Here is a 24,674-nt window from a genome sequence, read left to right on the forward strand (position 1 = left end):
GCAGTGCCGTTATTGGCCGAGCGGCACGAAAGCACCGCCGGGCACCGCCGCGGCGATCGGGCTTTGCGCGCCGCCGTCCGCCACGGCGCTGACGCCGAACAGCCAATCGTCGCCGCGCACGCCGGTGAGGCTCACCTTGGTGTCGGCAACGCCCGCACGCACCGGCTTGGCCTCCCACTCGGTCGCGTCGGTGCGCCGCTGCCAGACGTTGTAGCTGCGCGCGCCGGGCACCGCCTGCCAGGAGATGTCCGAGTTGGTGGAGAGCGCCGCCTCCACCTTGGGCGCGGGCGGCATCGGCGCTGCGGCAATCGCGGCCAGCGCCGCGATGTTGAGGCGTGTCACCTTGGCGAGGTACGGAAAATCCATCTCGTCGATCGTGTCACCGAATTTGGTGCCGTTTTCGGTGCGCAAGTCCTGGTGCTGGTGATCGTAGTCCTCGATCGCCACGGAGAAGCGGATCGCCGGGTAGCCTTTCTCCAGATAGGGCAAGTGGTCGCCGCCGCGCCCCATGCGGTCCGAGCGCCAGACCTGCCGCACCTCGAGACCCGGCTGCGCCAGGCCCGCAACGTAGCGCGAGAGGTTGCGGCTGGGGCTATCGTTCTCGCCGCCGAAGCGACGAGCATCGGCGCGGGTCTTGTCGGTCGCATCGGCGCGCGGCCCTTCGGAGAACACGCGCACGTGGGTGTCGTCGACCAATCCGTCCGAGCCGTGGGTGCCGCCGACGATGTCGTTGTTGAGGACGGCTTTGACCTTCCAGCCCTGCTTGGTCGCATAGTCGGCCAGCAGCTTGCCGCCGTAGAGCCCCTGCTCCTCACCAGAGAGCACGGCGTAGACGATGGTGGTCGGGAACTTGCGCTTGGACAGCATGCGCGCTGCCTCCAGCACCAGCGACACGCCTGAGCCGTCGTCGTTAGCACCCGGCGCATCCTTGGTCGCGTCCATGACACCGCTGACGCGGCTGTCGATATGGCCCTGCACGATCACAACCTCGTCGGGGCGCTCGCTACCGCGCTGGATCGCAATGACGTCGGCCAAGCGCACGGGCGTGGGGATGCGTGTGCCGCTGACTGTGGTCTCGGGCCGCGCGATCGTCAGGCAGCCGCCGCACGCCTTGGCAGAGCGGCGGAACTCGCCCTCCGCCCAGTTCAGCGCCGCGCCGATGCCGCGCTTGGGATCGGTCTGTGAGGATAGCGTGTGGCGCGTGCCGAAGCTGACCAGCTTTTCGATGTCGGCATGCTGGCGCGCTTCGGAGACCTGAGCCTCCTGCGCCAGGGCTGGGGTGGTGAGAAGCGCGCCGGCGACGAAGGGAATCAGGGACTTGTGCATGCCCGCAGGTTTGCCGCGTCCGCTTCCGAACGCAAGGGCGCTGAAGGACTACGTCGACCCGGGCTCGCCTCGGGTCGACGATACTTAATAAGACCGCGCCACGTAGATCCGCTCCACCGCGGGCTCGCTGGTGAACACGCACGCCCCGCTCACCGCCTCGCCGCCGAGTGGCGTGTTGCGGATCGTCAGCTTGAGTGCCTTCAACCGCTGCACCACGCCGTCCAGAGCCTCGCCGGTCGGCCGCGACCAGACGACTTCGGCCCAGCCGGGATAGCGCTTGTCTTCGGAGAAGAACGCAGCGAGCGCCTCGAAGCTGTCGACTTGCGCGATCTGCGCGTCGCGGCGAGCCTTGGCTTCGGCGTAGAGGGCCTCCTGGAACGCCTCCAGATCCGAGACAGCGCGCGCGACGAACTCGTCCTTGGCCAGCGCCACGAAGTTGGCCTTTGCCGCCTGGTTCCACAGCTGATCGCGGCGCAACATCGATACCTGGCCGTTGGCCGCGTCGCGCCCGCCGATCTCCAGGATGAGGGGCACGCCCTTCTTGACCCAGGCCCAGCGCTTCTGAGTGGCCTTGCCAGGCCGCTTGTCGAGCAGCACGCGCACCGGCTCGCCGAAGGCGGAGAGCCCGCTGAGCGCCTTGGTCAGCTCCGCGCAATAGGCGAGCAGCGCCTCGTCCTCGGCGTTGTCGCGCAGCATCGGCAGCACGACGATCTGGTGTGGCGCCACGATCGGCGGCACCCGCAAGCCATCGTCGTCGCCATGGGTCATGATCAGCCCGCCGATCATACGCGTCGAGGTGCCCCAGCTAGTGGTATGGGCATACTGCTGCGTGCCCTCCTTGTCCTGGTACTGGATCCCCGCCGCCTGCGCGAAGCCGGTGCCGAGATAGTGCGAGGTGCCCGCCTGCAGCGCCTTGCCGTCCTGCATCATGGCTTCGATTGAGTAGGTCGCGACGGCGCCGGGAAAGCGCTCGTTTTCCGGCTTCTCGCCCGCGACCACGGGCATCGCCAGCTCGGTCTCGGCGAAGTCGCGGTACATTTCGAGGGCGCGCAGCGTCTCTTCCATGGCGTCGTCGCGGTCGGCGTGGGCGGTGTGGCCCTCCTGCCACAGGAACTCGCTGGTGCGCAGGAACATGCGCGTGCGCATTTCCCAGCGCACGACGTTGGCCCATTGGTTGGTCATTAGCGGCAGGTCGCGCCAGGACTGCACCCAGCGCGCCATCGCGGCGCCGATCACCGTCTCCGAGGTCGGCCGCACGATCAGCGGCTCTTCCAGCTTGGCCTCGGGATCGGGGACCAGCCCGCCGTTCGGCCCTGCGATCAGGCGATGGTGGGTGACCACGGCCATCTCCTTGGCGAAGCCTTCGACGTGATCAGCCTCCTTGGCGAAGTAGGAGAGCGGGATGAACAGCGGGAAATAGCAGTTCTGCACGCCGGCCGCCTTGATGCGGTCGTCCATGCGGCGCTGGATGCGCTCCCAGATGCCGTAGCCCCATGGCTTGATCACCATGCACCCGCGCACGCCCGACTCCTCTGCCATCTCGGCTTCGGAGATCACCTCCTGGTACCACTGGGCGAAGTCGTCCTGGCGCTTGATGGTCAGGGCATGGCGGATCTGAGCGGGCTGATTCATGCGCGCGCTGTTAGCCGGAGTCGCGGGTGCGGCAAAGGGCAGTGTGGCCGGATCGAGCCTTTCGGAGCTTACCAGCCGAGCTGCGTCACTGCGACGGTGTCGCCTTGGCTGCCTTGTTCGCGGCTACCAGCGAGTCCCAGGTTGCCCAATCGATCGAGCGGCCCGGATAGGCCACTTTGGCGAACGGCCAGTCCTTGCGCACCCACTCGACAACCCACTTGTAGAGCTTGGCCTCGAAGCCGCTGTCGAAGTCGGCCTTTGTCACCCACAGCCTGACCATGGCATCGTAGCCCGGCACCGGGCTGGGCGAGACGTACACGCTGCCACGCTCGCGCTTGCCGTCGGGCGTCAGCACGCCGTAGGCAAAGGAGGTGCGGTTGCGGAACCTGCCTGCTTCGCCTTGCATGTCCTTCATCGCATCCTCGGACGTGATGCCGGCAGTCGGCCAGTTTTTGCTGCGCGAGAAGGTCTTCTGGAGGTGCTCGATCGACGACATGTAGGCGTCGTAATCGACCTGGACCAAGTCAGGCCCGAGCGGCACGAGCTTGAACCCCGGCCCTTTCGCCGCGACCGGAACCTTGAACCCGGGTGCGACGAGCGGCGGGCGCTTTGCCGGTGCCGTCGAGGCGACAGCAGGCGCCGCAGTGCCTGTGGCGGCGATGGTCTTAGGCGCTTGTGCCACGGCCGAGGCAGCCGGTATCGTGGACGCCACAAGTGCCAGCGCTGTGCGTGCCATCGATCGCTTCATCACGAGTTCCTCAGGGCTAGGTTGGTGAGACGCCATCCACGCGCGGCGGCTCTCATGCGAGCAGGTCGACCAGGTCTTCCGGGTACCAGAGCTCATCGAGCGCCGCGAGCTCCGCCCGGTCGAACCAGCGCCAACTGCGCATGACGCTGCGCTCGAGATCGGTATGGCCACCGGTGTCGATCGCTGCGCCGGGAGGCAGCGTGACGCGGAAGTAGCGTTCGTCCGCGATCACCGGGACCCCTTCGAGGGTCAGGAACTCGGCGGTCTTGCGCGCGATCTGCTCACCCGGCTCCGCGACGATGCCGGTCTCCTCGCGCAGTTCGCGGCGGGCAGCATCCTCGTAACTTTCGCCGGGATCGACGGCACCGCCGGGCGTGCACCAGAATGGCGGGCGATCGGCAGGGTCGAAGCGAAACAGCAGCACGCGGCCCGCCTCGTCCTGAAGCACGATCCGAGCCGCCGGCCGCGCGACCCGGACGACCTCGCCCGCCGATACGCTGCCGTCCATCAGCTACTTGCCGAGCGAGTCGAGCCGCTTCTGGATCTCGGCCATCTGGTCGCGCAGCGCCGACAAGTCGTCCGCCCCAGGCGCGGGCGCGGCCGGCGGCGGCTCTGGCTTTTCCGAGCCGGGCATGAACGCAGCCGCGGCAGCCTTGAACATCGCCATGTTCTGCTCTGCCAGCTTGGCCAGCGGGTTGTTGCCCAGGCTGTCCTCGAACGCCTTGTGCAGCTTGGCCTGGTTGGCGCGGAAATTGTCCATCGAGGCTTCGAGATAGTGCGGGATCAGCGACTGCATCGAATTGCCGTACATTCCGATCAGTTCGCGCAGGAAGTTCACCGGCAGCATCTGCTCACCATTGGACTCCTCCTCCATGATGATCTGGGTCAGGATCGTATGGGTGATGTCGTTGCCGGACTTGGCATCCAGGACTTTGTAGTTGATGCCTTCGCGCGTCATCGCAGCGAGGTGATCGAGCGTGATGTAGCTCGACGAGCGGGTGTTATAGAGCCGCCGATTGGCGTATTTCTTGATGATTACGGTATCGTCGTCGCTCGCCGCTTCAGCCATCGCACTGTCCCATCTTTTTCTCTGTCGTGCGAAGCTACCAGCGAAACGCTGCAGTGCAACAACTTTGCTGCGCAGCATGACTGCAAAAAGCGAGGAAATCAGCGGCCGAAGCGCCTGCCCAGCAACGTCAGCAGTTCATATTGGGACAATCCGGACGCGCTTGCAGCGTCGGCTAAGTGGTACTGCGTAGTGACCCAGTCACCCTCGCCCAGGTCCGGAGCTTCGCTGAGGTCGATGACGGTCATGTCCATGCTCACGCGGCCCAGGACGGGCAGCGCTTGGCCGCCCGCTTGCATCAGTCCCTTGCCCGACCAGCAGCGCAAATAGCCGTCCGCATAACCGAGTGCGATCGTGCCGACCCGCATCGTCGTGGGCGCGGTGAACGTGGCGTTGTAGCCGACTGTGTCGCCCGGCTGGATCGTGCGAACCTGCATGATCGCGGCTTCGGGACGCACGACCTGTTGGATGCTCCCCGCCAATTCCTCGCACGGAATGCCGCCGTAGAGCGCCAGGCCAGGACGCGTGAGCGCGCCGTGGTAGTCGGGCCCAAGCGCGATCCCTGCGCTGTTGGCAAGGCTGGCCCTGGCGTGCGGCACCTGCGCGCAAGCCTCCTGCCAGCGCGCCAGCTGTAGCGCGTTCAGCGGCGAGACCTCTTCAGCCGAGGCGAGATGCGAGAGCAGCACATCAATTCGGAGGGCGCGTATCACTTCGTCACCGAGGTCCCGCATCGGCAGACCCAGGCGATTGATGCCGGTGTCCACCATCAAGTCGCATGAGCCGCCCCCCGTGGCCGTCCAGCGACGCGCCTGCTCCAGAGAGTTGATCACCGGCTTTACCCCGAGCGCGCGCAGCCATGCGGCATCTTGGTCACGCAAGGGGCCGTGCAGCACGCTGACCTGCGAAGGTTCGACCATGGCGGCAACCTCGCGAGCCTCAAGCGGGTGCGCCACGAAGAAGTCGCGGCATCCCGCCACCGCCAGTTCCGGCACCGCGACCGACGTGCCGACGCCATAGGCATTGGCCTTGACCGCGGCGCCGGCCCGCGCGCTGCCGGACAGTCGATCGAGCGCCTGCCAGTTGCCGCGCAGCGCCTCACGGTCGATCGCCAATCGCAGCGCCGGGGATGGCGCCGCCGGGTCAGTCTCAGGCATCGTCTTCGAATTCTCGCGGCGGTCCGCCCTTGAGGCCCCACCAAGCCACCACCAGCGCCACCAGCACCACCGCCCAGGTGTACCATAGACCGGAGTAGGCATTGCCGGTCTTGGCGACGATGTAGCTGGCGATCAGCGGCAGGAACCCGCCAAGGTAGCCTGCGCCAATATGGTAGGGGATCGACATCGAACTGTAGCGGATCTTGGCCGGAAACATCTCCGTGAGCAGCGCCGCGACCGACGCATAAGTCAGCGCCGAAAGAGCGCCAAGCACGCACAACAGCCCGCCGATCAGCACGAGGCTGCCAAGCGGCGGCGTCTGCTTGGCGAAGTTGTAGCCAGCGCGTTCGAGCAGTCCTTTCAAGGTCTCGGTGCGTGCCTTCTTGTCGGCCCAGATTGCCGCCGTCGGTCCGCCGAGCTGATAACCACGACTGCCGATGGTAAGGCCCACCTCACGTTGATTGCCGTCCCGCACCAGATCGTAGCTCACGCCCAGAGCCGTCAAATCGGAAAGCAGCTTGCCGCAGTTCGTCGGTTGCTCGGAGGCGAAGGGATCGTAGGCGCAGTCGGGCCCGGCCACGGACACCGGCTCGCGTCGCGCCGCCTCGGCAAGGGCAGGGTTCGCGTAGTGGCCGATGCCCCAGAACAGCGGGAACAACAGCAGAAGCGTCAATGCATTGCCCCAGATGATCGGTTTCTTGCGCCCGACCTTGTCGGACAGCGCTCCGACGAACACGTAGAACCCCATGGCGACCAAGCCCGCGAGCCCGACGGTGATCTCGGCGGTGGTCTCGTCCACCCGCATCGGGCCTTTCAGGAACGAAAGGCTCGAGAAGAAGGCGGTGTACCAGATCGTCGTCAGGCCGCCCGTCACGCCGAACAAGGCGACGAAGATGCGCTTCTTGTTGCCGGGATAGGTGAAGCTCTCGACGAACGGATTGCCCGCGATCTCGCCCGCGGCCCTCATCGCCTTGAACACCGGGCTCTCGTTCAGCTTCAGACGCATGTAGAGCGACACCGCGAGGAGTGCGAGGCTGAGCACGAAGGGCAGGCGCCAGCCCCAATCGGCGAAGACGTCCGCGGGGATTAGGTAGCGGCATGCAAGTACGACGATCACGCTCAGCACGAAGCCGCCGACGACGCTCGCCTGTATGTAGCCTGTGTAGTAGCCGCGCTTGTTGGGCGGAGCGTGCTCGGCCACGTAGATCGCGGCGCCGCCATACTCACCGCCGAGCGCCAGGCCTTGCAGGATCCGCAGCAGGATGATGATCAGCGGCGCGGCGACGCCGATGCTGGCGGCAGAGGGGATCAGGCCGACGCCGGCCGTGGCGATGCCCATCAGTGTGACGGTGACGAGGAAGGTGTACTTGCGGCCGAGCTTGTCGCCCCAGTAGCCGAACAGGATCGCACCAAGCGGACGGAAGCCGAAGCCGACGGCGAAGCCCGCCCACACCAGCAGCAGCTGCAGCGTCTCGCTATCGGCGGGAAAGAAGGTCTTGCCGATGATCGAGGCGAGCGTGCCGTAGATGAAGAAGTCGTACCACTCGAAGATCGTGCCGGCCGAGGAGGCGGCGATCACCAGGCGGATGTCGGAGGCGCTGGGCTCCCCATGCGCTTGCACGTGCGCGCCGCCGGCGGCTGCTTCGACCATCGTTTCACGTCCCCCGCGAGTTGCCTTTGACAAAAGGCCTTAGCTTGCGTCCTTCGCAGAGGGAAGCAGTTGCAGGACGGCGGTCCACGGCAGCATCAGCGCACCGTGGCGGCCAGGATAGTCGCGCGCGACGGCGATGGTGGTGAGGCCGGGCCACTCGGGCATCGGCCCCTCACTCGCTACCCAGCGTGCCATCTCGCGTGCCGTTCGCGCCAGTTCCTCGCCGCTCTGGCCTTGCGCGGCTTGCGCGAAGATCGCGGCGGAGGCCTGCCCGATCGCGCAGGCCTGGCTGCGCAAGCCGACGCGGGTGACCTTGCCCTCGCCGTCGAGCGCGAGGCCTAGCGTCAGGGTACTTCCGCAACTGCGCGAACGGGCCTCGGTCCGCAGCGTCAGTCCGTCGTCCAGGCGATAGGCGGCGAGCCCTGTCGCGAGCGCCAGGACTTCGGGCGAGTAGAGAACCGCGGCGGAAGCCATCGCGCTATTCGCCGTCGCTGTCGGCGGAGGCGGTGGAGGTCGGCGCTGCGGCGGCAGCTGCCGCGGCACGGCGGCGTTCACCGATCATCTCGACCAGCGATTTGCTTGCGGCATCAATGAAGGGATAGGTGCGCGCCTGCGTGATCCAGGTCGGCCGGCCACCGACGCCCCAGACGGTGTCGTAGCCCAGCACCAGCACCGAGAAGCCGAGGACGACGATGATCACGCCCTTGACGCCGCCGAATCCGAAGCCGAGCACGCGGTCGATCGGGCCCAGCACCGAGCTGCGGCTCTTCTGACCGGCCCACTTGGCGATCATCTTCATCACGCCGTAGGGCACGATCAGCAGCAACCCGAAGGCGAGTACCGCGGCGCCGGACGAGGTGCCGATATGCGGCGTCAGCCAGGCGGCGAGTGGCGTGTGCAGGAGCCGGATCGCAAACACCGCGGCGATCCACGCGACGAGTGCCAGGATCTCGTGCACGAAGCCGCGCAGGAAGCCGGTGACGGCGCCCAGGCCCACGATCAGCAGCACTGCAATATCGAAACCGGTCATCCTCCGGCATCTAGGAAGCTGACAGAACCCGGTCAACGAGGTTCGGCAGCAAGGTCAGCCCGTCGTAGCGCAAGCCCTTCTCCGTGCTGGTGCCGGCGCTGGCCGGACCGTAGCCACGCCCAAAGCCCAGCTTCGCCGCCTCGCGCTGGCGAATGCCGGCATGGGCGACCGGGCGGATTTCGCCCGCCAGCGACACTTCGCCGAACCATACCGCATCCTTGGGCAGCGGCTTGTCGCCTAGCGCCGAGACCAACGCAGCAGCGACCGCCAGATCCGCGGCAGGGTCGGCCAAACGGTAGCCGCCCGCTACGTTGAGGTAGACTTCAGCGCTGGAGAAGTTGAGCCCGCAGCGCGCCTCCAGCACGGCCAGCAGCATGGCGAGGCGGCCGGAATCCCAGCCCACCACCGCGCGGCGCGGGGTTGCGCCGCTCTGTAGCCGCACGATCAGCGCCTGGATCTCGACCAGCACGGGGCGCGTGCCTTCCATCGCCGGGAACACGGCGCTGCCCGCCATCGGCTCCTCGCGGCCCGATAGGAACAGCAGCGAGGGATTGCCGACTTCGGCCAGCCCCGCGCCTTCCATGGCGAAGACGCCGATCTCGTCGACGGGTCCGAAGCGGTTCTTGATCGAGCGCAGGATGCGGTACTGGTGGCTGCGCTCGCCCTCGAAGCTCATCACCACGTCGACCATATGCTCCAGCACGCGCGGGCCGGCGATCGAGCCATCCTTGGTGACGTGACCGACCAGCACCAGCGTGACGCCGTTCTCCTTGGCGTAGCGGATCAGCTCGAACGCACAGCCGCGCACCTGGCTGACGGTGCCGGGCGCGCCCTCGATCTGGTCGGAGTGCATGGTCTGGATTGAGTCGATCACCAGCAGCGCCGGCGGATCCATGGTGCCCAGCGTGGTCAGGATATCGCGCACCGAAGTCGCCGCCGCCAGGTTCAGCGGCGCGTTGGATAGCCCGAGCCGCTCGGCCCGCAGCCGCACCTGCCCTGCCGCCTCCTCGCCGCTGACGTAGACCGCCGATGCGCCAGAGTTGGCGACGTTGGCCGAGGCCTGGAGCAGCAGCGTCGATTTGCCGATACCGGGATCGCCGCCCATCAGGATCGCCGAGCCGGGCACCAGACCTCCGCCGAGCGCACGGTCGAACTCGCCCAAACCGCTGGTGCGGCGAACCAGCCTCTCGCCCGGCGCATCCAGCGGCTCGAAGCGGATCGGGCGGCCGCCGGAAGACAAGTCGTGCTTGGCCGAGAACACCGTTTGCGGCGCTTCCTCGGCCAGCGTGTTCCACTCGCCGCAGTCGGCGCACTGGCCCTGCCAGCGGTTGGTGACGCTGCCGCAGGCTTGGCAGACATATTTGCGTTTGGGCTTCGCCATGCGGCGGGCTTAGCGGGAACATTGCAGGAACGCAAATGCGTGTTTGGGCTGGTTCTGAGAGGTGGGCTGGCCACTCGCCTACCCCCACATACCCTGCAGGAACCACTCGGGCATGCCGCCGCGACCATCACCGACAAGGCCGCTGCGGTAAACCCAGTAGCGGCACCCTTCGTCATCCTCGATGCGGTAATAATCCCGCAGGCGGGTGGTCGAGCGTTCGCGCCACCATTCCGGGGCGATCCGCTCCGGCCCCTCGGCCCGCGCCACCATGTGCGCCGCGCCGCGCCAACGGAAGGTGCGCGGCAGGCCGTCAGGCGTTTCGTAGATCACCTCGATCCGCTCAGGCTGGTCGAGCAGCTTCAAGGGACGGGCATGAAACTCCAGTTCGCCTTGCGCGGTCTTTTCCGGTTCCAGCGGCCCTTGCCATACCTGTGCACGCTCCGGGATGTAGCTGGCGCGCGGGACCGGGCGGCGCACCGCATCGGCGCCGAGGCGCACGGTCAGGCGGTCGATGCAGGCAGCGAGGCTGGTGCCGTGGTTCTCCGCGGACGCATCGAAGTCACGTTGCGCCAGGGTGAGCGGCTCCGTCCACGATGCGCGCAGGCGCACCATCTCGATCCCGAACCCGGCATCGATGCCGTCGAGCTTGCGGCCCAACAGATCGGCGAGGTGCGCCGGATCGCGGCTGGATTGCGAGACCTCCAGGCGGCGCACGATCACCTCGTTATCGACCTTCCACATGCCCAATTCGAGCCGCCGCGCGCCGAGCGCCTGCCCTTCCAGCACGCGCGCCATGTCGCTGCACAGATCGGCGACCACGCGCTCGAGCAGTTCGCGGTGGCGGATCGGCTCCATTAGCCGGCGCTGCACCAGCGGGGCTTCGGTGGCGAGCACCGGCAGCAGCGGTTCGGGCACGCGGCCGAGCAGCTGGTCCATGCGGATCAGCGGATTGGCGGCAGCCGAGCGACGATTGCGGAAGCGGCGTACCAGCGCATCACGATGCACGCCGTGCAAGTCGCCCAGACGCTTGAGGCCCAGGCGCTTGAGCAGCGTCAAGGTGTCATCATCGAGCCGTAGCGCGGCGACCGGCAAATGCGCCAAGCGCTGCGCCGGATCATCGGCGGAAGGCAGCACTGCGTCGGCCGGACCATGATGCGCCAGAGCCCAAGCAGCGCCCGCCGTAGGAGCAATGGCCAGCCGCACCGAGAGCCGTCGCCGCGTGAAGATCGCCCGCGCATCCGCCAGCAGGCCGGCCTCGCCGCCGAACAAGTGCGCAGCGCCGGTGACGTCCACGATCACGCCGTCAGGTGGGTCGAGCGCACTCCACGGTGCCCAGCGCTGGGACCATACGGCCAGTTTCTCCAGGAACGCGAGGTCGCCCGCAGGATCGGCAGGTGCGACCGCTAGCTGAGGACACAATGTCCGCGCATCCGCCAGCATGGTGCCGGGCTGTGCGCCGGCGGCGAGCCCGGCGGTGTTGGCAGCGGTAATGCGCGGCCCGTGCGCGGTCTCGGTGATCAGCGCGAGCGGCGCGGCATCGATGCCTTCACCTTCGGTCACCCCTTGCACCAGGCGCCATCGATCGATGGCCAAGCGGGCGCACCATATGGCCAGAACGCGGCGGAGGGGTGTGGGCGTAGGGGTAAGAGTAGGCATGGGCTCAGGCCTGACTACGATCCTCTCAATGCGGGGAAGATCGAGGCAGCATCGCTATTGCCGGGGTGATCGGTCGAACGGATAGACGCTGGCTGGAGAAAGCGGTTCACCCACCCTCTCCCGCTCCAGACCTTGAGGCCGCTCCGCCACCAGCTTGCCGTCATCACGCAGCACCCAGGTGCCCGGCGGATGGCGCCGCGCGCGAAAGAGTTCGGCCCGCCAGCTTGGCACGCCCGGCGCGGCAGGGTTCCAGCGCGGTTCGGGCGAGGCGGCGGCGCGCACGTCCCAGCGCTGGCGAGCAGACGACAAGTCGCGCTTGGCATCGAGCCGCACCAGCCAAAACGGCACACCATGCTTCTCCGCAGCCAGCCCCAGGCGGCGTGAGGCGGTCATATCGAGCGCCCGCGGATTGCCGGTGAGCTCACCGATGACAAACGCCAGTTCGCGGCAACGCAGGCCTTCCTCCAAAGCGAACAGCGCATCCTCTGGAGTGCGGGTGGCGACGTGGATCAGGCGGTGGCGCAAGCCGCGGGGCAGGCCGGGGCGATAGGGCCTGCCGGTACGCCGCAAGGCCTCACGGTCCTGCACCCACAGCCAGGGCCGCTCGTCCGGCGTGTCGGCCAGTGGATCGGGCACGCTCGCGCCCAAATGGTCGAGCGCGAAGGCGAGTGAAGCGGCAGCCCCGGAGGCATTGTCGGCAGGGGCGAATATCTCGCCATGGATGGGCCCTGATGGAGCCAGACCAGGGCTCCATTCGGCTGCCTGCGACGGGTGCAGAACCTGTGACGCGCGGATCAGGTCAGGCGGATCGGCAGGATTGGTAATGGACATCGAATCGCTTCCGACTGCAAGAACGTTCCTATTATGTTCTTGTCGGAAAGCGAGTGCAAGCATGCCCCTGTGGACAGGCCAGGGGATAAGCTGAGGATTCGGGCTCCTGGCGCACTGGGAGGCACTCGCAACGGCGAGTGCCTCCGCAATGATCAGGCAGCGGTACCCGGCGGGGGCGGGAAGTCCGCGTCATCCTCATGCACATCGACCAGCCCGCGGCCGACGTGGCTCTTGCGGTAGCCGTAGGCGAAATAGAGGACCAGCCCGATCGCGCCCCAGATCGGCAGCACCATCTTGGCCTCGTAGGGCAAGTTCCAGAACAGGAAGACGCAGCCGAACGCCGAGATCGGCGCGACCACCCACACGATCGGGGTGCGGAACGGCCGCACGCGGTTCGGATCGCGCACGCGCAGGATCAGCACCGCTAGCGACACCATGAAGAATGCGAACAGCGTGCCCGAATTCGAGATGTCGGCCAGCTGCCCCACCGGCAGCAGCGCCGCCGCGATCGCGACGAACACGCCGGTGATCAGGGTGACGATGTGCGGCGTCTTCCACTTGGGATGCACGGTCGCCAGCTTTTCAGGCAGCAGGCCATCGCGTGCCATGACGAAGAAGATACGCGTCTGGCCGTAGAGCATCATCAGGATGACAGAGGGCAGTGCGAGGTTGGCGGCCAAGCCGATGAGATCGCCTGCCCAGGTGTAGTTGATCGCGCGCAGCACATGCGCCAGCGCTTCGTTCGAGCAGACTAGCGGCTGCTGGCCCTGCTGCACCAATGCAGCACACTGCGCCGCGAACTCGGGCGAGCCGGGCTGGACACCTAGCGATGTCGGCTGCGCGCCGATCGCTCCGATCGCACCGGCGGCCACGAGCAGGTAGAACACGGTGCAGATGCCAAGGCTGCCGATCAGGCCGATCGGCACGTTGCGCTGCGGGTTCTTGGTTTCCTCCGCCGCGGTCGAAACCGCATCGAACCCGACGTAAGCAAAGAAGATCGAGGCCGCTGCGCCGACGATTCCCATACCGCTGGTGCCGGCGGGACCGAACCAGCCGTTCGGCGCGAAAGGCGCGAAGTGCTCGCCCTGAATGGCAGGCAGCGTCAGGATCACGAACATGGTCAGTGCCGCGACCTTGATCGCCACCAGGACCGCGTTGAACGTGGCGCTTTCCTTGGTGCCGCGCATCAGCAGCAGCGTCACGGCGAGCGCCACCACGATGGCGGGCACGTTGATGACGCCGGCGCTGAAATCGACTCCGTTCAACGACCAGGCCGGGCCGGCGGAAAGCGCCGCCGGTAATTGGAACCCCGTCAGACTTTTCAGCAGTCCCATGAAGTAGCCGGACCAGCCGACCGACACCGCGGAGGCTGCGACGGCATACTCCAGGATTAGAGCCCAGCCGACCATCCAGGCCAGCACTTCACCGACCACGGCGTAAGTATAAGTATAAGCCGACCCCGAGACCGGGACCATTGAAGCAAGCTCGGAATAGCAAAGCGCCGCGACTGCGCAGACGAAGCCTGCGATCACGAAGCTCCACATCATGCCGGGCCCCGCCTTCTGCGCGGCCGCGGCGGTGAGAACGAAGATACCCGTGCCGATGATGGCTCCGACACCCAGCAGCGTCAGCTGCACGGGGCCAAGCGAGCGATGAAGCGATTTCTTTTCCGCTGTCGCCAAAATGGCATCAAGCGGCTTTACGCGACCGAACATGCGGTGACCCCCAATAAATTCATCGCAAATGTGTTTCACTGCGCATTTTGCGCATGGATAACCGGACGCTAGCGGCAAGCCGTCGCTTGGCAAGAACAAAGGCGTGCATGTACCCGCCTTTGCGTCCGCAAGGTGCCGGCGCTAGAAGGCGCGTCATGTCCACGACCTTCCAGCTCGACACCGCGACCAGTCGCGCCAACCCCACTCCGACACCGATGAAGCGGCTGACCGTGCCGGCGATCCAGCGCCGCAAGAAGGACGGCGTCACACCTGAGCCGCTGGTGATGCTCACCGCCTACACCGCCCGCCAGGCGCAGCTGCTCGACCCGCACTGCGACTTGCTGCTGGTCGGAGATTCGCTGGGTCAGGTGATCTATGGCCTGCCCTCCACCCTGCCGGTCACGCTGGAGATGATGATCGCCCACGGGGCAGCAGTGGTGCGCGGCAGTTATCACTCGGTGGTGATCGTCGACATGCCCTTCGGCTCGTATGAGGCGAGCCCGCAAGCGGCGTTCGCATCCGCCAGCCGGATCATGGCCGAAACCGGCGCGGCCGGGGTGAAGCTGGAAGGCGGCGTTGCCATGGCCGAGACGATCGCCTTCCTGACCCAGCGCGGCATTCCGGTCATGGCGCATATCGGCCTCACCCCCCAGGCGGTAAACGCGCTGGGTGGCTATGCCGCACGTGGGCGCAGCGAGGCCGAGCATGCCAAGATCGTCGCCGATGGCGAGGCAGTGGCACACGCGGGGGCTTTTGCCGTTGTGATCGAAGGCGTGGTCGAGCCGATCGCGATCGCGCTGACGCAGACGTTGGCGATCCCCACCATCGGCATCGGCGCCTCGGCGCAGTGCGACGGGCAAGTCCTGGTGACCGAGGACATGCTGGGCATGTTCGAGCGGGTGCCGCGCTTCGTGAAGCGCTATGGCGACATCGCCGGCATGATCGGCGAGACCGCCGCGAAATACGCCGAGGAGGTGCGCGCGCGCAGCTTTCCCGGCGAGGAGCAGACGTACCAGCCGAAGTGAGCCATGTCGTCTCGGACTCGATCCGGGACCGATTTCGGCAGAGACGAGCCTCACGCCATTACTCGCCAGGGAACTCGGGTGATGGCGGAAGCGGTCCCGGGTCAAGCCCGGCGCGACGCCTTACCCCTCGCGGTTCAGCCGCACGCGGGCCTCGGCCAGAAGCGGATTGTCGCCCAGCATGCGCCGGGCCTTGTCGAGCAGCGCCACCGCCGCACCGCGGTGGATGGAGAGCGTTGCATAGCTGAGCGCCAGCGCTTGGGCGGCCGTCGGGCTGGCGCGCTGCAGGCGATATGCCTGGCCCGCCGCATCGGCTGCGGCATCGGGCGCGCCGGTGCCGAGCCGGACCAGCGCGAGGTCGGTCAGCAGCTGCACGTCCTGTTCGGATCCCGTGCGGCGCAAGTAGTCGAGGATCGCCGCTGCCCGTGCCGCATCGCCGGCCCGCGCTGCCAATCCTGCCTGCAGCCGCAGCGCGGTACGGCTGCCCGGGTTCTGGAGCAGGTAGCCTGCAACCATCTCCGCAGCGCCGCGCAAGTCGTTCACCGCGCCGTAGGCCTCGAAACGGCGTAGCAGCAGGCTTTCGGGCAAGCGCACCCGCGCCGCCGCCGCGTAGCGTTGCTGTGCGGCACCGGCATTGCCCAGGGCGAGCTGCACGTCTCCCGCCAGCGACTGGTTGTCGTAAGAACCCGGTTCGGCCTCCACCGCGCGGCTCGCTACAGCAACCGCCTCCTGCGAACGGCCCTGCGCCATCAGCGATCCGATCGCATTCCCCTGCCCGACGATACGTACGCCCGCACGTTCGGGCATGGCGGCACGGTCGAGCAAGGCGCCGGCCTGCACACGATCGCCCAGGATCTCGAAACTGCGCGCGGCCAAGGTCAGAATGTATGGCGAGGCGTCGGCACGCGCGATCTCGTCACGGAAGCGGATCGTCAGGTAGCGGTATTGCCCGCCCTCGAACAATGCGCGCGCCAGCAGAGGTCCGGCACGCTGGTTTTGCGGCTGGCGCTCTAGAACTTGCTCGCACAGTTCGGAGGCCGTCTGCTCGTTGCCGGCGGCAAGCTCCAGCACCGCTTCCAGCATCAGCGTCGAAGGCTGGTTATCGAGCTTGCCCCGGGTGCGTGCCAGCAGCCCGCGTGCCAGCTCATAGCGACCGGCACGTGCGGCAAGGACGGCTTGCAGGTAGTAGGCACGAGGGTTGCCGCCGCTGATCTTCAGCATGCGCCGGGTGACTGCGAGCATGTCGCTGCCCCGGCCCAGTTCGCCCAGCGTTGCCGCGTACTCGCCCAGCACCGACAGGTCTTCCGGCGCCTGTGCCAATGCCGCCTCGAACCAGGGGATTGCCGCGAGCAGGCCATAGCGGTCGCGCACCAATTGGCCGCGGAACTCCAAGGCGCGGACGTTGCGCGGATCGAGCGCGATGGCGTGATCGGCCGCCTCGATCGCAGCGATGTGCTCGCCGCCTCGGTAGCGCATCCGCCCGATCTCGACCCACAGACCGGCATCCCTGGGCGTGACTTGCAGCGCGCGATCATAGGCGTGGTCGGCGGCTGCGAGGTGGCCCTCGCTCAGCTCCAGTTGGGCCAGCACGCGAAAACCCTCGGCGGCGCTGTCCCGTGTGAAGGCGGCCGGAGCCAGCCACTTGCGCGCCCTCGCCCGGTCGCCCTGGCGCAAGTAGGCGCTGCCCAGGTACGCTGCGACCTGTTCGCGCGAGGCACCCCGCGCCAGCGCGCGCCGCAGCTTCATCTCGGCGTCGATGCCATCGTTGCGCACCAGGGCCTCTCGCGCCGAGGCGATCAGCGCCGCGCGCGGCTCCCCCTCGGCATGGCTCGCCAGCGGCATCAGCGAGAGCGCGACCGGCGCCAGCAGGGCGGCCAGCCAGCGACTCCAGCGGAGGCGCGCGCGCGGCCTAGCCGTGCAGGTCGTACTGCTTGAGCAGATCATAAAGGGTCGGACGGCTGATCCCGAGCATCTTGGCGGTGCTGGAAATGTTGCCTTCGCTGCGCGCCAGCGCATGGCGGATCACCTTGCGGTCGGCCGCTTCGCGCGCGGTCTTGAGGTTCAATGCGTTGAGCGCCTGTTCGTCGGGCCGTGCCAGGTCGAGGTCGGCGGCGTGGACCAGCTTCTCGTCGGCCATGATCACCGCGCGCTTCACGCGGTTCTCCAGTTCGCGCACGTTGCCCGGCCAGCCCCAACCGTCAATGGCCGCAAGCGCGTCGGCGGCAAACCCGCGCACGCTGGGGTTCATCTCCTTAGCGAAACGAGTCAGGAAGGTCTTGGCCAGCAGCGTGGCATCGCCCGGCCGCTCGGCCAGGCTGGGGATACGCACGACGATCTCAGCCAGGCGATAGTACAAGTCCTCGCGGAAGCGGCCTTGCGTGATCATCGCTTCCAGGTCCTGGTGAGTGGCGCAGACCACGCGCGTGTCGACCGGGATCGAAGTGCGCGAGCCGACCCGTTCGATCACCCGCTCCTGCAGGAAGCGCAGCAGCTTGACCTGGAGCTGGAGGGGGATGTCACCCACTTCGTCGAGGAACAGCGTGCCGCCCGCCGCCTGCTCGATCTTGCCCTCGGTGGTCTTGATCGCGCCCGTGAAGGCGCCCTTCTCGTGCCCAAACAGCTCGCTTTCGAGCAGGTTCTCAGGGATCGCCGCGCAGTTGATGGCGACGAAGGCGCCACCGGCACGGTCGCTCGCCTCGTGCAGCCCGCGCGCCAGCAGTTCCTTGCCGGTGCCGCTGGCGCCCAGCAGCATGACCGATACCTTGGTGTTGGCGACGCGCTCGATCGTGCGCGCCACCTTCAGCATCTCCGGCGCAGCGGTAATCATGCGGCCGAGCACCTTCTCGCCCTTCTCGACCCTGGCCGCCAATCGACGGTTCTCGTCCTCCAGCCGGTGCAGCTGCAGCGCACGGCGGACGATCAGGCCGAGCGCGTCGATGTCGACCGGCTTCTGGTAGAAGTCGTAGGCCCCGCGCGCGATCGCCTGCAGCGCGCTCTCCCGCGCGCCGTGACCCGACGCGACGATGACCTTGGTATCAGGCTTGAGCGCCATGATCTCGTCGAGCACGGCGAAGCCTTCGGTCACGCCGTCGGGATCGGGCGGAAGACCCAGGTCGAGCGTGACCACGTCCGGCGCCTCGGAGCGCAGCAGCGCCAGTGCGGAGGCGCGGTCGCCCGCGATCAGCACTTCGAAATCCTCGTAGGACCACTTCAGCTGCGCCTGCAGCCCGGCATCATCCTCGACGATGAGCAGCTTGGGCAGCGATGGGGTCTTGTCGTTGCTCATGCTACCTCCGTCCGGACCATGTCGGCGCCGCTGGTCTTGAGCGGCAGGCGCACGATGAAGCGCGAGCCGATGCCCTCGCGCGAGTCGACGTCGAGCCGCCCGCGCATCGCCCGCACCAGCTCGCGCGCCTCGAAGGCACCAATGCCGAAGCCGCCGCTCTTCGTGGAGACGAACGGCTTGAACAGGCGATTACGAACGAACTCGGGCGACATGCCCACGCCCGAATCGACCACCTCGATGCGTGCCTGCCCGTCCTGCGCCACCAGCGAGAGGAACACCGGGCTTCCCGGAGGACTGGCATCGAGCGCGTTCTGGACCAAGTGCGTGAGGACTTGCTCCAGCGAATGGCGACTGGCCGATGCGCGCAAGCGCTGGCACTCGGCCAAGCGCACCTGCGGGTTTCCGGCGAACCGCGCGACCACCGCCTGCGCGACTTCGTCGACAGCGATCTCCTCGATCCGGTCGACGCCGGTGCCATAGCGCGAGAGGCGGGCGATGAGCGCGTTCAGCTTCTCGGACGAGCTGCGCAGCGTCACCAGCATATCGTCGCGGAAGGCCTTCTTCTCGGCATGCAGCTCGGCATTGCGGGCAAGCAGGCTGAACTGGCTGGCCAGGTTCTTGATGTCGTGCATGACAAAGGCGATGCGGCGGTTGAAGTCGTCGAAGCGGCCAGCCTCGGCCAGCGCCTCCTGGCTGGCATTCTCGGCAAGGTAGCTGGCGAGCTGCTGGCCGATGACCCTCAGCAAGTCGAAGTCCTCCCAGTCGAGCTTGCGCTGGAACAACGGCCGGGCGAGCACCACGACGGCAACGAGACGATCATAGTGGATCAGCGGCACCAGCGCCCAGGCGCGTGGATCGTCGAGCAGCCAGGCCGGTGGGCGGGGACGTTCGGCCCTGGCGCCCCGCGCCTGGCGCATGTCGTCCAGTTCGGCGATGAAATTCTCGCGCTCCAGAAAAGTCGCGAAGTCGGGAGAGAGCGCCGCAGGGCTCTCCACCTCCATCCAGTTCCAACGCGCTGCCAGCGAAGGCTCGGCATTGTCGTCGCTGACCAGCAGCAGACCGGCGGGGCTGCCGGTCACGTCCGCCAAAGCCTTGATCACGCGCTCACCCAGTGGCGCAGCTTCGGAACCGGTCGTGCCAATCGTGCGGGTGAAGCGCAACCACTCCTGCCGGTAGTCGTAACGGTGCTGGAACAAGTGCTTCGTAATCACGACCTTGAGCCAGCTGCGCATGCGCCGCGATGGCAGCGCCAGAAGCGCGACGGCGCTCGCCACCGTGAGGAAGCACAGCTCGATCAGCCGCGCGAAGTCGCCGCCGACGTAGGACAGCCACTGCGCGATCAGCACCATCGCCACCAGGTAAACGCCGATCAGCAGCAGCGAGAACGTCTGGAAGGTCACCGCGCGCGAGGGGCGAAGCCGCAGCGCCTCACGGCCATGGGTGGCGCCGATCGCCAGCAAGCTGACGAGCCCGATGGTCGCTGCCCCACGCAGCGCAGCCATCTCGCGCGGCCAGCCCTGGGCCAGGTACGCGACGGTGTAGAGGTTCAGCTCGAACACCCACAGCACCGCGAGCGCGGCCGCCGACCACCGCAGCGACAGGCGGGCTTCGCGAGCCGCGCCGCCATAAAGATTGTGCACCAGCACCAGTGCGCCGACCGTGACCAGCAGGTGGAGCATGACGCCAAGGCTCCGCGCGACGGTGACGAGCTCGATCTCGGCGGAGAACTGCCCGATGACCAGATCGATGCCGAGCACCATCAGCTCCACGAACACCAGCGCCAGCAGGACGGGTCTGATCGGGGCGACACTGTCGTGGCGTCCATCGTCGGCGAACAGGCGGTAGATGACGGTCAGCCAGCCCAGATCGCGAGCCACTTGCAGCACGGTGGTAATCATGGTGTCGCGCAGTTCCAGCGCCTCTGCCAACGACCACAGCGCGGTTGCCAGCAGCGCAGCGACCGTCGCGGTGCCCGCGGTGCCCAGGCGCGCACTACGCGGCCGCAGCCAGATTGCCAGCGTCGCCGCCGCGATCGCCGCGGTGACGTGGAGCAGGAGCGCGATCACGCTCCAGAAATCGGCCGGAGCACCCGGACTGAGCTGCGGCATCAGCGCGCGCCTTCGCTCCACAGCACCACCCGCAGCGTCTGCAGCAGGATCAGCAGGTCGAGGAAGGGGGTGTAGTTCTTGGCGTAATAGAGATCGTACTCGAGTTTGTTGCGCGAATCGTCGATCGAGGCGCCGTAGGGATAGTTGATCTGCGCCCAGCCGGTGATGCCCGGCTTCACCATGTGCCGCTCAGCATAATACGGCAGATGCTCTTCCAGGTCGGCGACGAACTCGGGCCGTTCAGGGCGCGGGCCGACGAAGCTCATCTCGCCCTTCAGCACCGTCCAGGTCTGCGGCAGCTCGTCGATACGGACCTTGCGGATGAAATTGCCGATGCGAGTGACGCGCGGGTCATCCTTGCTGGCCCACTGTGCGCCCGCCGCTTCCGCATCGGTGCGCATGGAGCGCAGCTTGATGACATCGAAGCTCTGACCGAACAGCCCGACACGCTTCTGGCGGTAGAAAGCGGGACCCTTGCTGTCGAGCTTCACCAGGATTGCGAAGATCAGGATCACCGGTGCGGTGATCACCAGCAGCAGCGCGCTCGCGCCGATGTCGAACACGCGCTTCGCCGCGCTCGAGATCATCCGGCCGGACGAGAAACCGTCGGAGAAGATCAGCCAGCTGGGGTTCACGGTGCCTAGGTCGACGCGGCCGGTCTCACGCTCCAGGAAGCTGGAGAACTCATTGACGTGAACGCCTGCGGTCTTGATCCGCAGCAAGTCCTTAAGCGGCAGCGCGTTGCGGCGCTCTTCCAGGGCGAGCACCACTTCGCTAACGCCCAGGTTCTCGACATAGCGGGTCAGGTTGTGGATCGCGACGCGCGGGATCGCCTCTTCGATCACGGGTGCCGCCTCGCTCATGCCCACATAGCCCACAATGGCAAAGCCACTTTCCGGACGATCGCCGAGCTCGCGCAGGCGCTGCGCGCGGTTGCCGGCGCCCAGCACCAGCACGCGCCGGCGGAAGGCGGAAGTGCCCAGAAAGCCGCCCAGGATCAGGCGATCGGCGATCAGCAGGCAGAACGCGATCGCCATCGAGTAGGCCAGCGTCGAGCGCCAGAAGGTCTGCCCACCGATCAGGAAGTCCAGGAACGACAACGCGATGACGCCCAGAGAGATCGCCACCAGCAGCCGCGCGGCGGCAAATCGCATCGAACGCAGCGCGTCCGCGCCGTAGACGCCCACCGCGATCATGGCCGTGACCACCATCGCCGCAAAGCCGAAGTGCGCCCAGGCTCGATCCGTCATCGAGCCGATCTCGATCCCGATCTGCCCGGCGCGCAGGCGCCACGACATCTCGTTCGCAGCCACGAGCATCGCCAGGTCGACCAGCCAGAGCAGGACCACGGCATGCGGGATGTAGTGTTTGAACAAGCGGATCATCGGTGAACGTCGATCTTCCCGGTCCGGGATAGGACAGGACGCTTACCTAGGTGAAAGGCGTAAAATGTCGGTTACGCTGACAGGTGCTTGAAGCGAAAAAGGCGAATTTGCGCAAAAGTGTCAGCAGGAGCTTACAGCCAAGCGTTGTTCCGGACTTGATCCGGGACCGGTTGCGGCAATGCAAGCAGGCTTTCGTGAAGCGTCTCGCGGAGAGGATCGTCACTGGGGAAACCGGTCCCGGATCAAGTTCGTGACGAGGTGGCCCTTCGACCTCGATCGCGTGGTGCCCCTGGCCCGACTCGAACGGGCACGTCTTTCGACAATCGATTTTGAGTCGATCGCGTCTACCATTCCACCACAGGGGCACTGTGCGTGAGCCACCGCTTAGCGAGGTGCGCGCGCGGGTTCAAGCGTGCTTAGAAGTTCCAGTCCACACGAACATGGGCGAGCTTGGGCGAGCCCTTGCGGCCTCCGCCCAGCGCGCCGAGTTCGACGGAGGGTCCACCGTCGATCGGGCTATAGGTCCACTCAGGCTTGACCTTCTCGTCCCTGAAGCGCGGGGTGCGGTCGGACTGGCCCAGGCGAAAGCGCCGCTCGCGACCATGATTGCGCAACGTCTGCGCCAGATCGAAGTCGGCCGCAGCCGCGAACTCAGGCGCGGGTCGCGCGATCGCAAGGGGTGCGACGCCAGGTAATGCCGCGCCGCACAAGGAGCCGAGAATCAGGAAGGTGCGTGCCATCATGCCCATCCCGAACGACCAAACCTGCGAGAGGTTTCAGTCCGATCCGGACGATACGCACCTGATGCGCCGCCCGCTCATTCCTTGATGGCGGCGGCCAGCAATTTGTGCAAGCGCGAATGGAGCGCGTCATTTCCGGCGAGCACTTCCACGTCGCAGATCGGCGCCGAGCGGCCGCGGAAGTCGGAGACGAAGCCGCCCGCCTCGCGCACCAGCAGGCAGCCCGCAGCGCTGTCCCACGGCTTCAGCCCCTGCTCCCAGAACCCCTCGTAGCGTCCCGCCGCGACCCAGGCGAGATCGAGCGCGGCCGAGCCGAAGCGGCGGATGCCCGCCACTTGGGGCCCGATCGCGGCGTAGATCTTCATCCACTGCTGGGTGTCGCCGTGGCCCGCGAACGGGATGCCCGTCGCGATCAGCGCTTCATCGAGGTGCCGCCGCCCCGAGACGCGCAGGCGCCGGTCGTGCAGCCACGCGCCGCGGGTCTTCTCGGCCCAGAAGGTCTCGTCGGTGATCGGCTGGTAGACGACCCCGGCGGTGACCTCTCCCCAGCCCGAGCCGTCGAGCTTGGGCTCCTGCGCCGCGATCGAGATCGCAAAGTGCGGGATGCCGTGCAGGAAGTTGCTGGTGCCGTCGAGCGGATCGACGATGAAGCGCGGCTTGTCAGGCTCGCCCTCGATCACGCCGCCTTCTTCCATCACGAAGCCCCAATCGGGACGCGCCGCGCGCAACTCGTCCCAGATCGTGCGCTCGGCCGCGAGGTCCGCTTTGGACACGAAATCGGCAGGACCTTTCCGCGAAGCCTGCAGATGCTCGACTTCGCCGAAGTCGCGGCGCAGGCGCTGGCCGGCCTTGCGGGCCGCCTTTTCCATGACGCGGATGAGACCGGAGAGGGCCATGTTCTTCCTTGTATTGCGGCGGCGGCATCTCAGCCGCGCGCCTTACCTGCCCGCTGGGGCTTTGCTGGGAGTTGCCGCGGGACCTGCTGGCGCAGTGGCACCAGGCGCGCCGGCCGGGCGATAGCCGCAGACCGCCGCCAGGGCGCTGAGCACCTGGTTGGGTTCCTCGCGGCTGACCTTGCCCGGGTTCTCGGCGATCAGCTTGTCCATCGACTCGGTGATCTTGCCGAGCGAGTTGTTGTACAGGCAACCCACCAGGGCGCCCTTGACCGGCTGCTCCACTTTGTCCGACTGCAGCGCGCTGATCAGCACCTTGAGGTACAGCATCGCGTCCTGCACTTCGGCAGGCGCCTTGGCAGCCCCGGCGGGCGCCGCGACCGCAGGCTTGGCGGCCGTCTTCACGGGCTTTGCGGCCAGAGCCGGAGTGGCCGCCAGCGCGGCGCCGGCAGCAATCAGGGAAACGATACGCATCAATCAGCCTTTCGAACGTAGGCCTTCTCGTAGACATCGACGACGATCCGCGTGCCGCTCTCAATGTGAGGGGGCACCATCACGCGCACGCCGTTGTCGAGAACGGCCGGCTTGTAGCTCGACGAAGCGGTCTGCCCTTTGACCACCGCGTCGGCCTCAACGATGGTGGCCTCGACCTGCTCGGGCAACTGCACGGAGATGGGACGTTCCTCCCACAGTTCGAGCAGAACCTGCATGCCGTCCTGCAGGAACGCGGCGGCGTCGCCGAGGAGGTCGGCGGGCAGATTGATCTGGTCGTAGTTCTCGGTGTCCATAAACACCAGGTCCTCGCCTTCGGCATAGAGGAACTGGAAGTCCTTGGTATCGAGACGCACCTTCTCCACCGTGTCGGCGCTGCGAAAGCGGACGTTGGTCTTGCGGCCATCGATCAGGTTCTTCATCTCGACCTGCATGAACGCGCCGCCCTTGCCGGGCTGGGTGTGCTGGGTCTTGGCGACCTTCCAGATACCCTTCTCGTATTCGAGGATGTTGCCGGGGCGAATGTCGACGCCGCTGATCTTCATGGGATGAGCCTTA

The 24,674-nt window shown here is 66.9% G+C and carries 22 protein-coding genes and 1 tRNA gene; 1 reads left to right on the plus strand and 22 read right to left on the minus strand.

The window, feature by feature from the left end; translation table 11 throughout:
• Positions 1-9: 9 nt before the first annotated feature.
• The 13 genes from GV044_RS05915 to GV044_RS05975 form a co-directional block, all read right to left on the minus strand.
• Complete coding sequence (locus GV044_RS05915) at positions 10-1,326, minus strand: M20/M25/M40 family metallo-hydrolase (RefSeq protein WP_159866749.1); 1,317 nt, start codon at positions 1,324-1,326, stop codon at positions 10-12.
• Between the two features lie 84 nt (positions 1,327-1,410).
• On the minus strand, positions 1,411-2,958 hold the full coding sequence (gene proS, locus GV044_RS05920; protein WP_159866752.1) for a proline--tRNA ligase: 1,548 nt from the start codon (positions 2,956-2,958) through the stop codon (positions 1,411-1,413).
• Positions 2,959-3,043: 85 nt separating this feature from the next.
• Complete coding sequence (locus tag GV044_RS05925; RefSeq protein WP_159866755.1) at positions 3,044-3,706, minus strand: twin-arginine translocation pathway signal protein; 663 nt, start codon at positions 3,704-3,706, stop codon at positions 3,044-3,046.
• Positions 3,707-3,758: 52 nt separating this feature from the next.
• Positions 3,759-4,214 (minus strand): NUDIX hydrolase, encoded by a 456-nt coding sequence (locus GV044_RS05930; protein ID WP_159866758.1) that lies wholly within the window; start codon positions 4,212-4,214, stop codon positions 3,759-3,761.
• 3 nt (positions 4,215-4,217) lie between these two features.
• Positions 4,218-4,775: a polyhydroxyalkanoate synthesis repressor PhaR gene (gene phaR / locus GV044_RS05935; RefSeq protein WP_159866761.1), complete on the minus strand. Its 558-nt coding sequence runs from the start codon at positions 4,773-4,775 to the stop codon at positions 4,218-4,220.
• A 98-nt stretch (positions 4,776-4,873) separates the two neighbouring features.
• Positions 4,874-5,926, minus strand: a complete 1,053-nt coding sequence (alr, locus tag GV044_RS05940) for an alanine racemase (RefSeq protein ID WP_159866764.1) — start codon at positions 5,924-5,926, stop codon at positions 4,874-4,876.
• Complete coding sequence (locus GV044_RS05945) at positions 5,919-7,577, minus strand: MFS transporter (protein WP_159866767.1); 1,659 nt, start codon at positions 7,575-7,577, stop codon at positions 5,919-5,921. The genes alr and GV044_RS05945 overlap by 8 nt, the downstream gene beginning before the upstream one ends.
• A gap of 39 nt (positions 7,578-7,616) precedes the next feature.
• On the minus strand, positions 7,617-8,051 hold the full coding sequence (locus GV044_RS05950) for an iron-sulfur cluster assembly scaffold protein (protein ID WP_159866770.1): 435 nt from the start codon (positions 8,049-8,051) through the stop codon (positions 7,617-7,619).
• A 4-nt stretch (positions 8,052-8,055) separates the two neighbouring features.
• A complete protein-coding gene (locus GV044_RS05955; protein ID WP_159866773.1) occupies positions 8,056-8,607 on the minus strand; it encodes a CvpA family protein in 552 nt (183 codons plus the stop codon).
• Positions 8,608-8,617: 10 nt separating this feature from the next.
• Positions 8,618-9,988, minus strand: coding sequence for a DNA repair protein RadA (gene radA / locus GV044_RS05960; protein ID WP_159866776.1), 1,371 nt, complete (start codon positions 9,986-9,988; stop codon positions 8,618-8,620).
• Positions 9,989-10,066: 78 nt separating this feature from the next.
• Complete coding sequence (locus GV044_RS05965; RefSeq protein ID WP_159866779.1) at positions 10,067-11,644, minus strand: DNA polymerase Y family protein; 1,578 nt, start codon at positions 11,642-11,644, stop codon at positions 10,067-10,069.
• Positions 11,645-11,698: 54 nt separating this feature from the next.
• Complete coding sequence (locus GV044_RS22080) at positions 11,699-12,475, minus strand: hypothetical protein (protein WP_236554738.1); 777 nt, start codon at positions 12,473-12,475, stop codon at positions 11,699-11,701.
• Positions 12,476-12,627: 152 nt separating this feature from the next.
• Positions 12,628-14,190: an amino acid permease gene (locus tag GV044_RS05975; protein WP_159866782.1), complete on the minus strand. Its 1,563-nt coding sequence runs from the start codon at positions 14,188-14,190 to the stop codon at positions 12,628-12,630.
• A gap of 155 nt (positions 14,191-14,345) precedes the next feature.
• On the opposite strand from GV044_RS05975, the gene panB reads away from it, so the two are divergent.
• The gene (gene panB / locus GV044_RS05980; RefSeq protein WP_159866785.1) at positions 14,346-15,215 is read left to right on the plus strand and encodes a 3-methyl-2-oxobutanoate hydroxymethyltransferase; all 870 of its coding nucleotides are present in this window, start codon (positions 14,346-14,348) and stop codon (positions 15,213-15,215) included.
• A gap of 120 nt (positions 15,216-15,335) precedes the next feature.
• On the opposite strand, the gene GV044_RS05985 is transcribed toward panB, so the two are convergent.
• The 9 genes from GV044_RS05985 to efp all read right to left on the minus strand — a co-directional run bounded on the left by GV044_RS05985 (position 15,336) and on the right by efp (position 24,661).
• On the minus strand, positions 15,336-17,054 hold the full coding sequence (locus GV044_RS05985) for a tetratricopeptide repeat protein (RefSeq protein ID WP_236554740.1): 1,719 nt from the start codon (positions 17,052-17,054) through the stop codon (positions 15,336-15,338).
• 67 nt (positions 17,055-17,121) lie between these two features.
• Positions 17,122-18,498 (minus strand): PEP-CTERM-box response regulator transcription factor, encoded by a 1,377-nt coding sequence (gene prsR, locus GV044_RS05990; RefSeq protein WP_159866788.1) that lies wholly within the window; start codon positions 18,496-18,498, stop codon positions 17,122-17,124.
• The gene (gene prsK / locus GV044_RS05995; RefSeq protein ID WP_159866791.1) at positions 18,495-20,606 is read right to left on the minus strand and encodes an XrtA/PEP-CTERM system histidine kinase PrsK; all 2,112 of its coding nucleotides are present in this window, start codon (positions 20,604-20,606) and stop codon (positions 18,495-18,497) included. Before prsK ends, prsR begins: the two co-directional genes overlap by 4 nt.
• Complete coding sequence (locus GV044_RS06000; protein WP_159866794.1) at positions 20,606-21,991, minus strand: TIGR03013 family XrtA/PEP-CTERM system glycosyltransferase; 1,386 nt, start codon at positions 21,989-21,991, stop codon at positions 20,606-20,608. Before GV044_RS06000 ends, prsK begins: the two co-directional genes overlap by 1 nt.
• 281 nt (positions 21,992-22,272) lie before the next feature.
• Positions 22,273-22,356: transfer RNA gene (locus tag GV044_RS06005), tRNA-Leu, on the minus strand.
• 51 nt (positions 22,357-22,407) lie between these two features.
• The gene (locus tag GV044_RS06010) at positions 22,408-22,731 is read right to left on the minus strand and encodes a hypothetical protein (RefSeq protein ID WP_159866797.1); all 324 of its coding nucleotides are present in this window, start codon (positions 22,729-22,731) and stop codon (positions 22,408-22,410) included.
• Positions 22,732-22,808: 77 nt separating this feature from the next.
• Positions 22,809-23,627, minus strand: coding sequence for an inositol monophosphatase family protein (locus GV044_RS06015; RefSeq protein WP_159866800.1), 819 nt, complete (start codon positions 23,625-23,627; stop codon positions 22,809-22,811).
• 42 nt (positions 23,628-23,669) lie between these two features.
• Positions 23,670-24,098: a hypothetical protein gene (locus GV044_RS06020; protein WP_159866803.1), complete on the minus strand. Its 429-nt coding sequence runs from the start codon at positions 24,096-24,098 to the stop codon at positions 23,670-23,672.
• A complete protein-coding gene (efp, locus tag GV044_RS06025) occupies positions 24,098-24,661 on the minus strand; it encodes an elongation factor P (RefSeq protein ID WP_159866806.1) in 564 nt (187 codons plus the stop codon). Before efp ends, GV044_RS06020 begins: the two co-directional genes overlap by 1 nt.
• Positions 24,662-24,674: the final 13 nt, after the last annotated feature.

The organism is Novosphingobium sp. 9U (genome assembly GCF_902506425.1).
In the GTDB taxonomy this organism is placed as follows: Bacteria; Pseudomonadota; Alphaproteobacteria; order Sphingomonadales; family Sphingomonadaceae; genus Novosphingobium.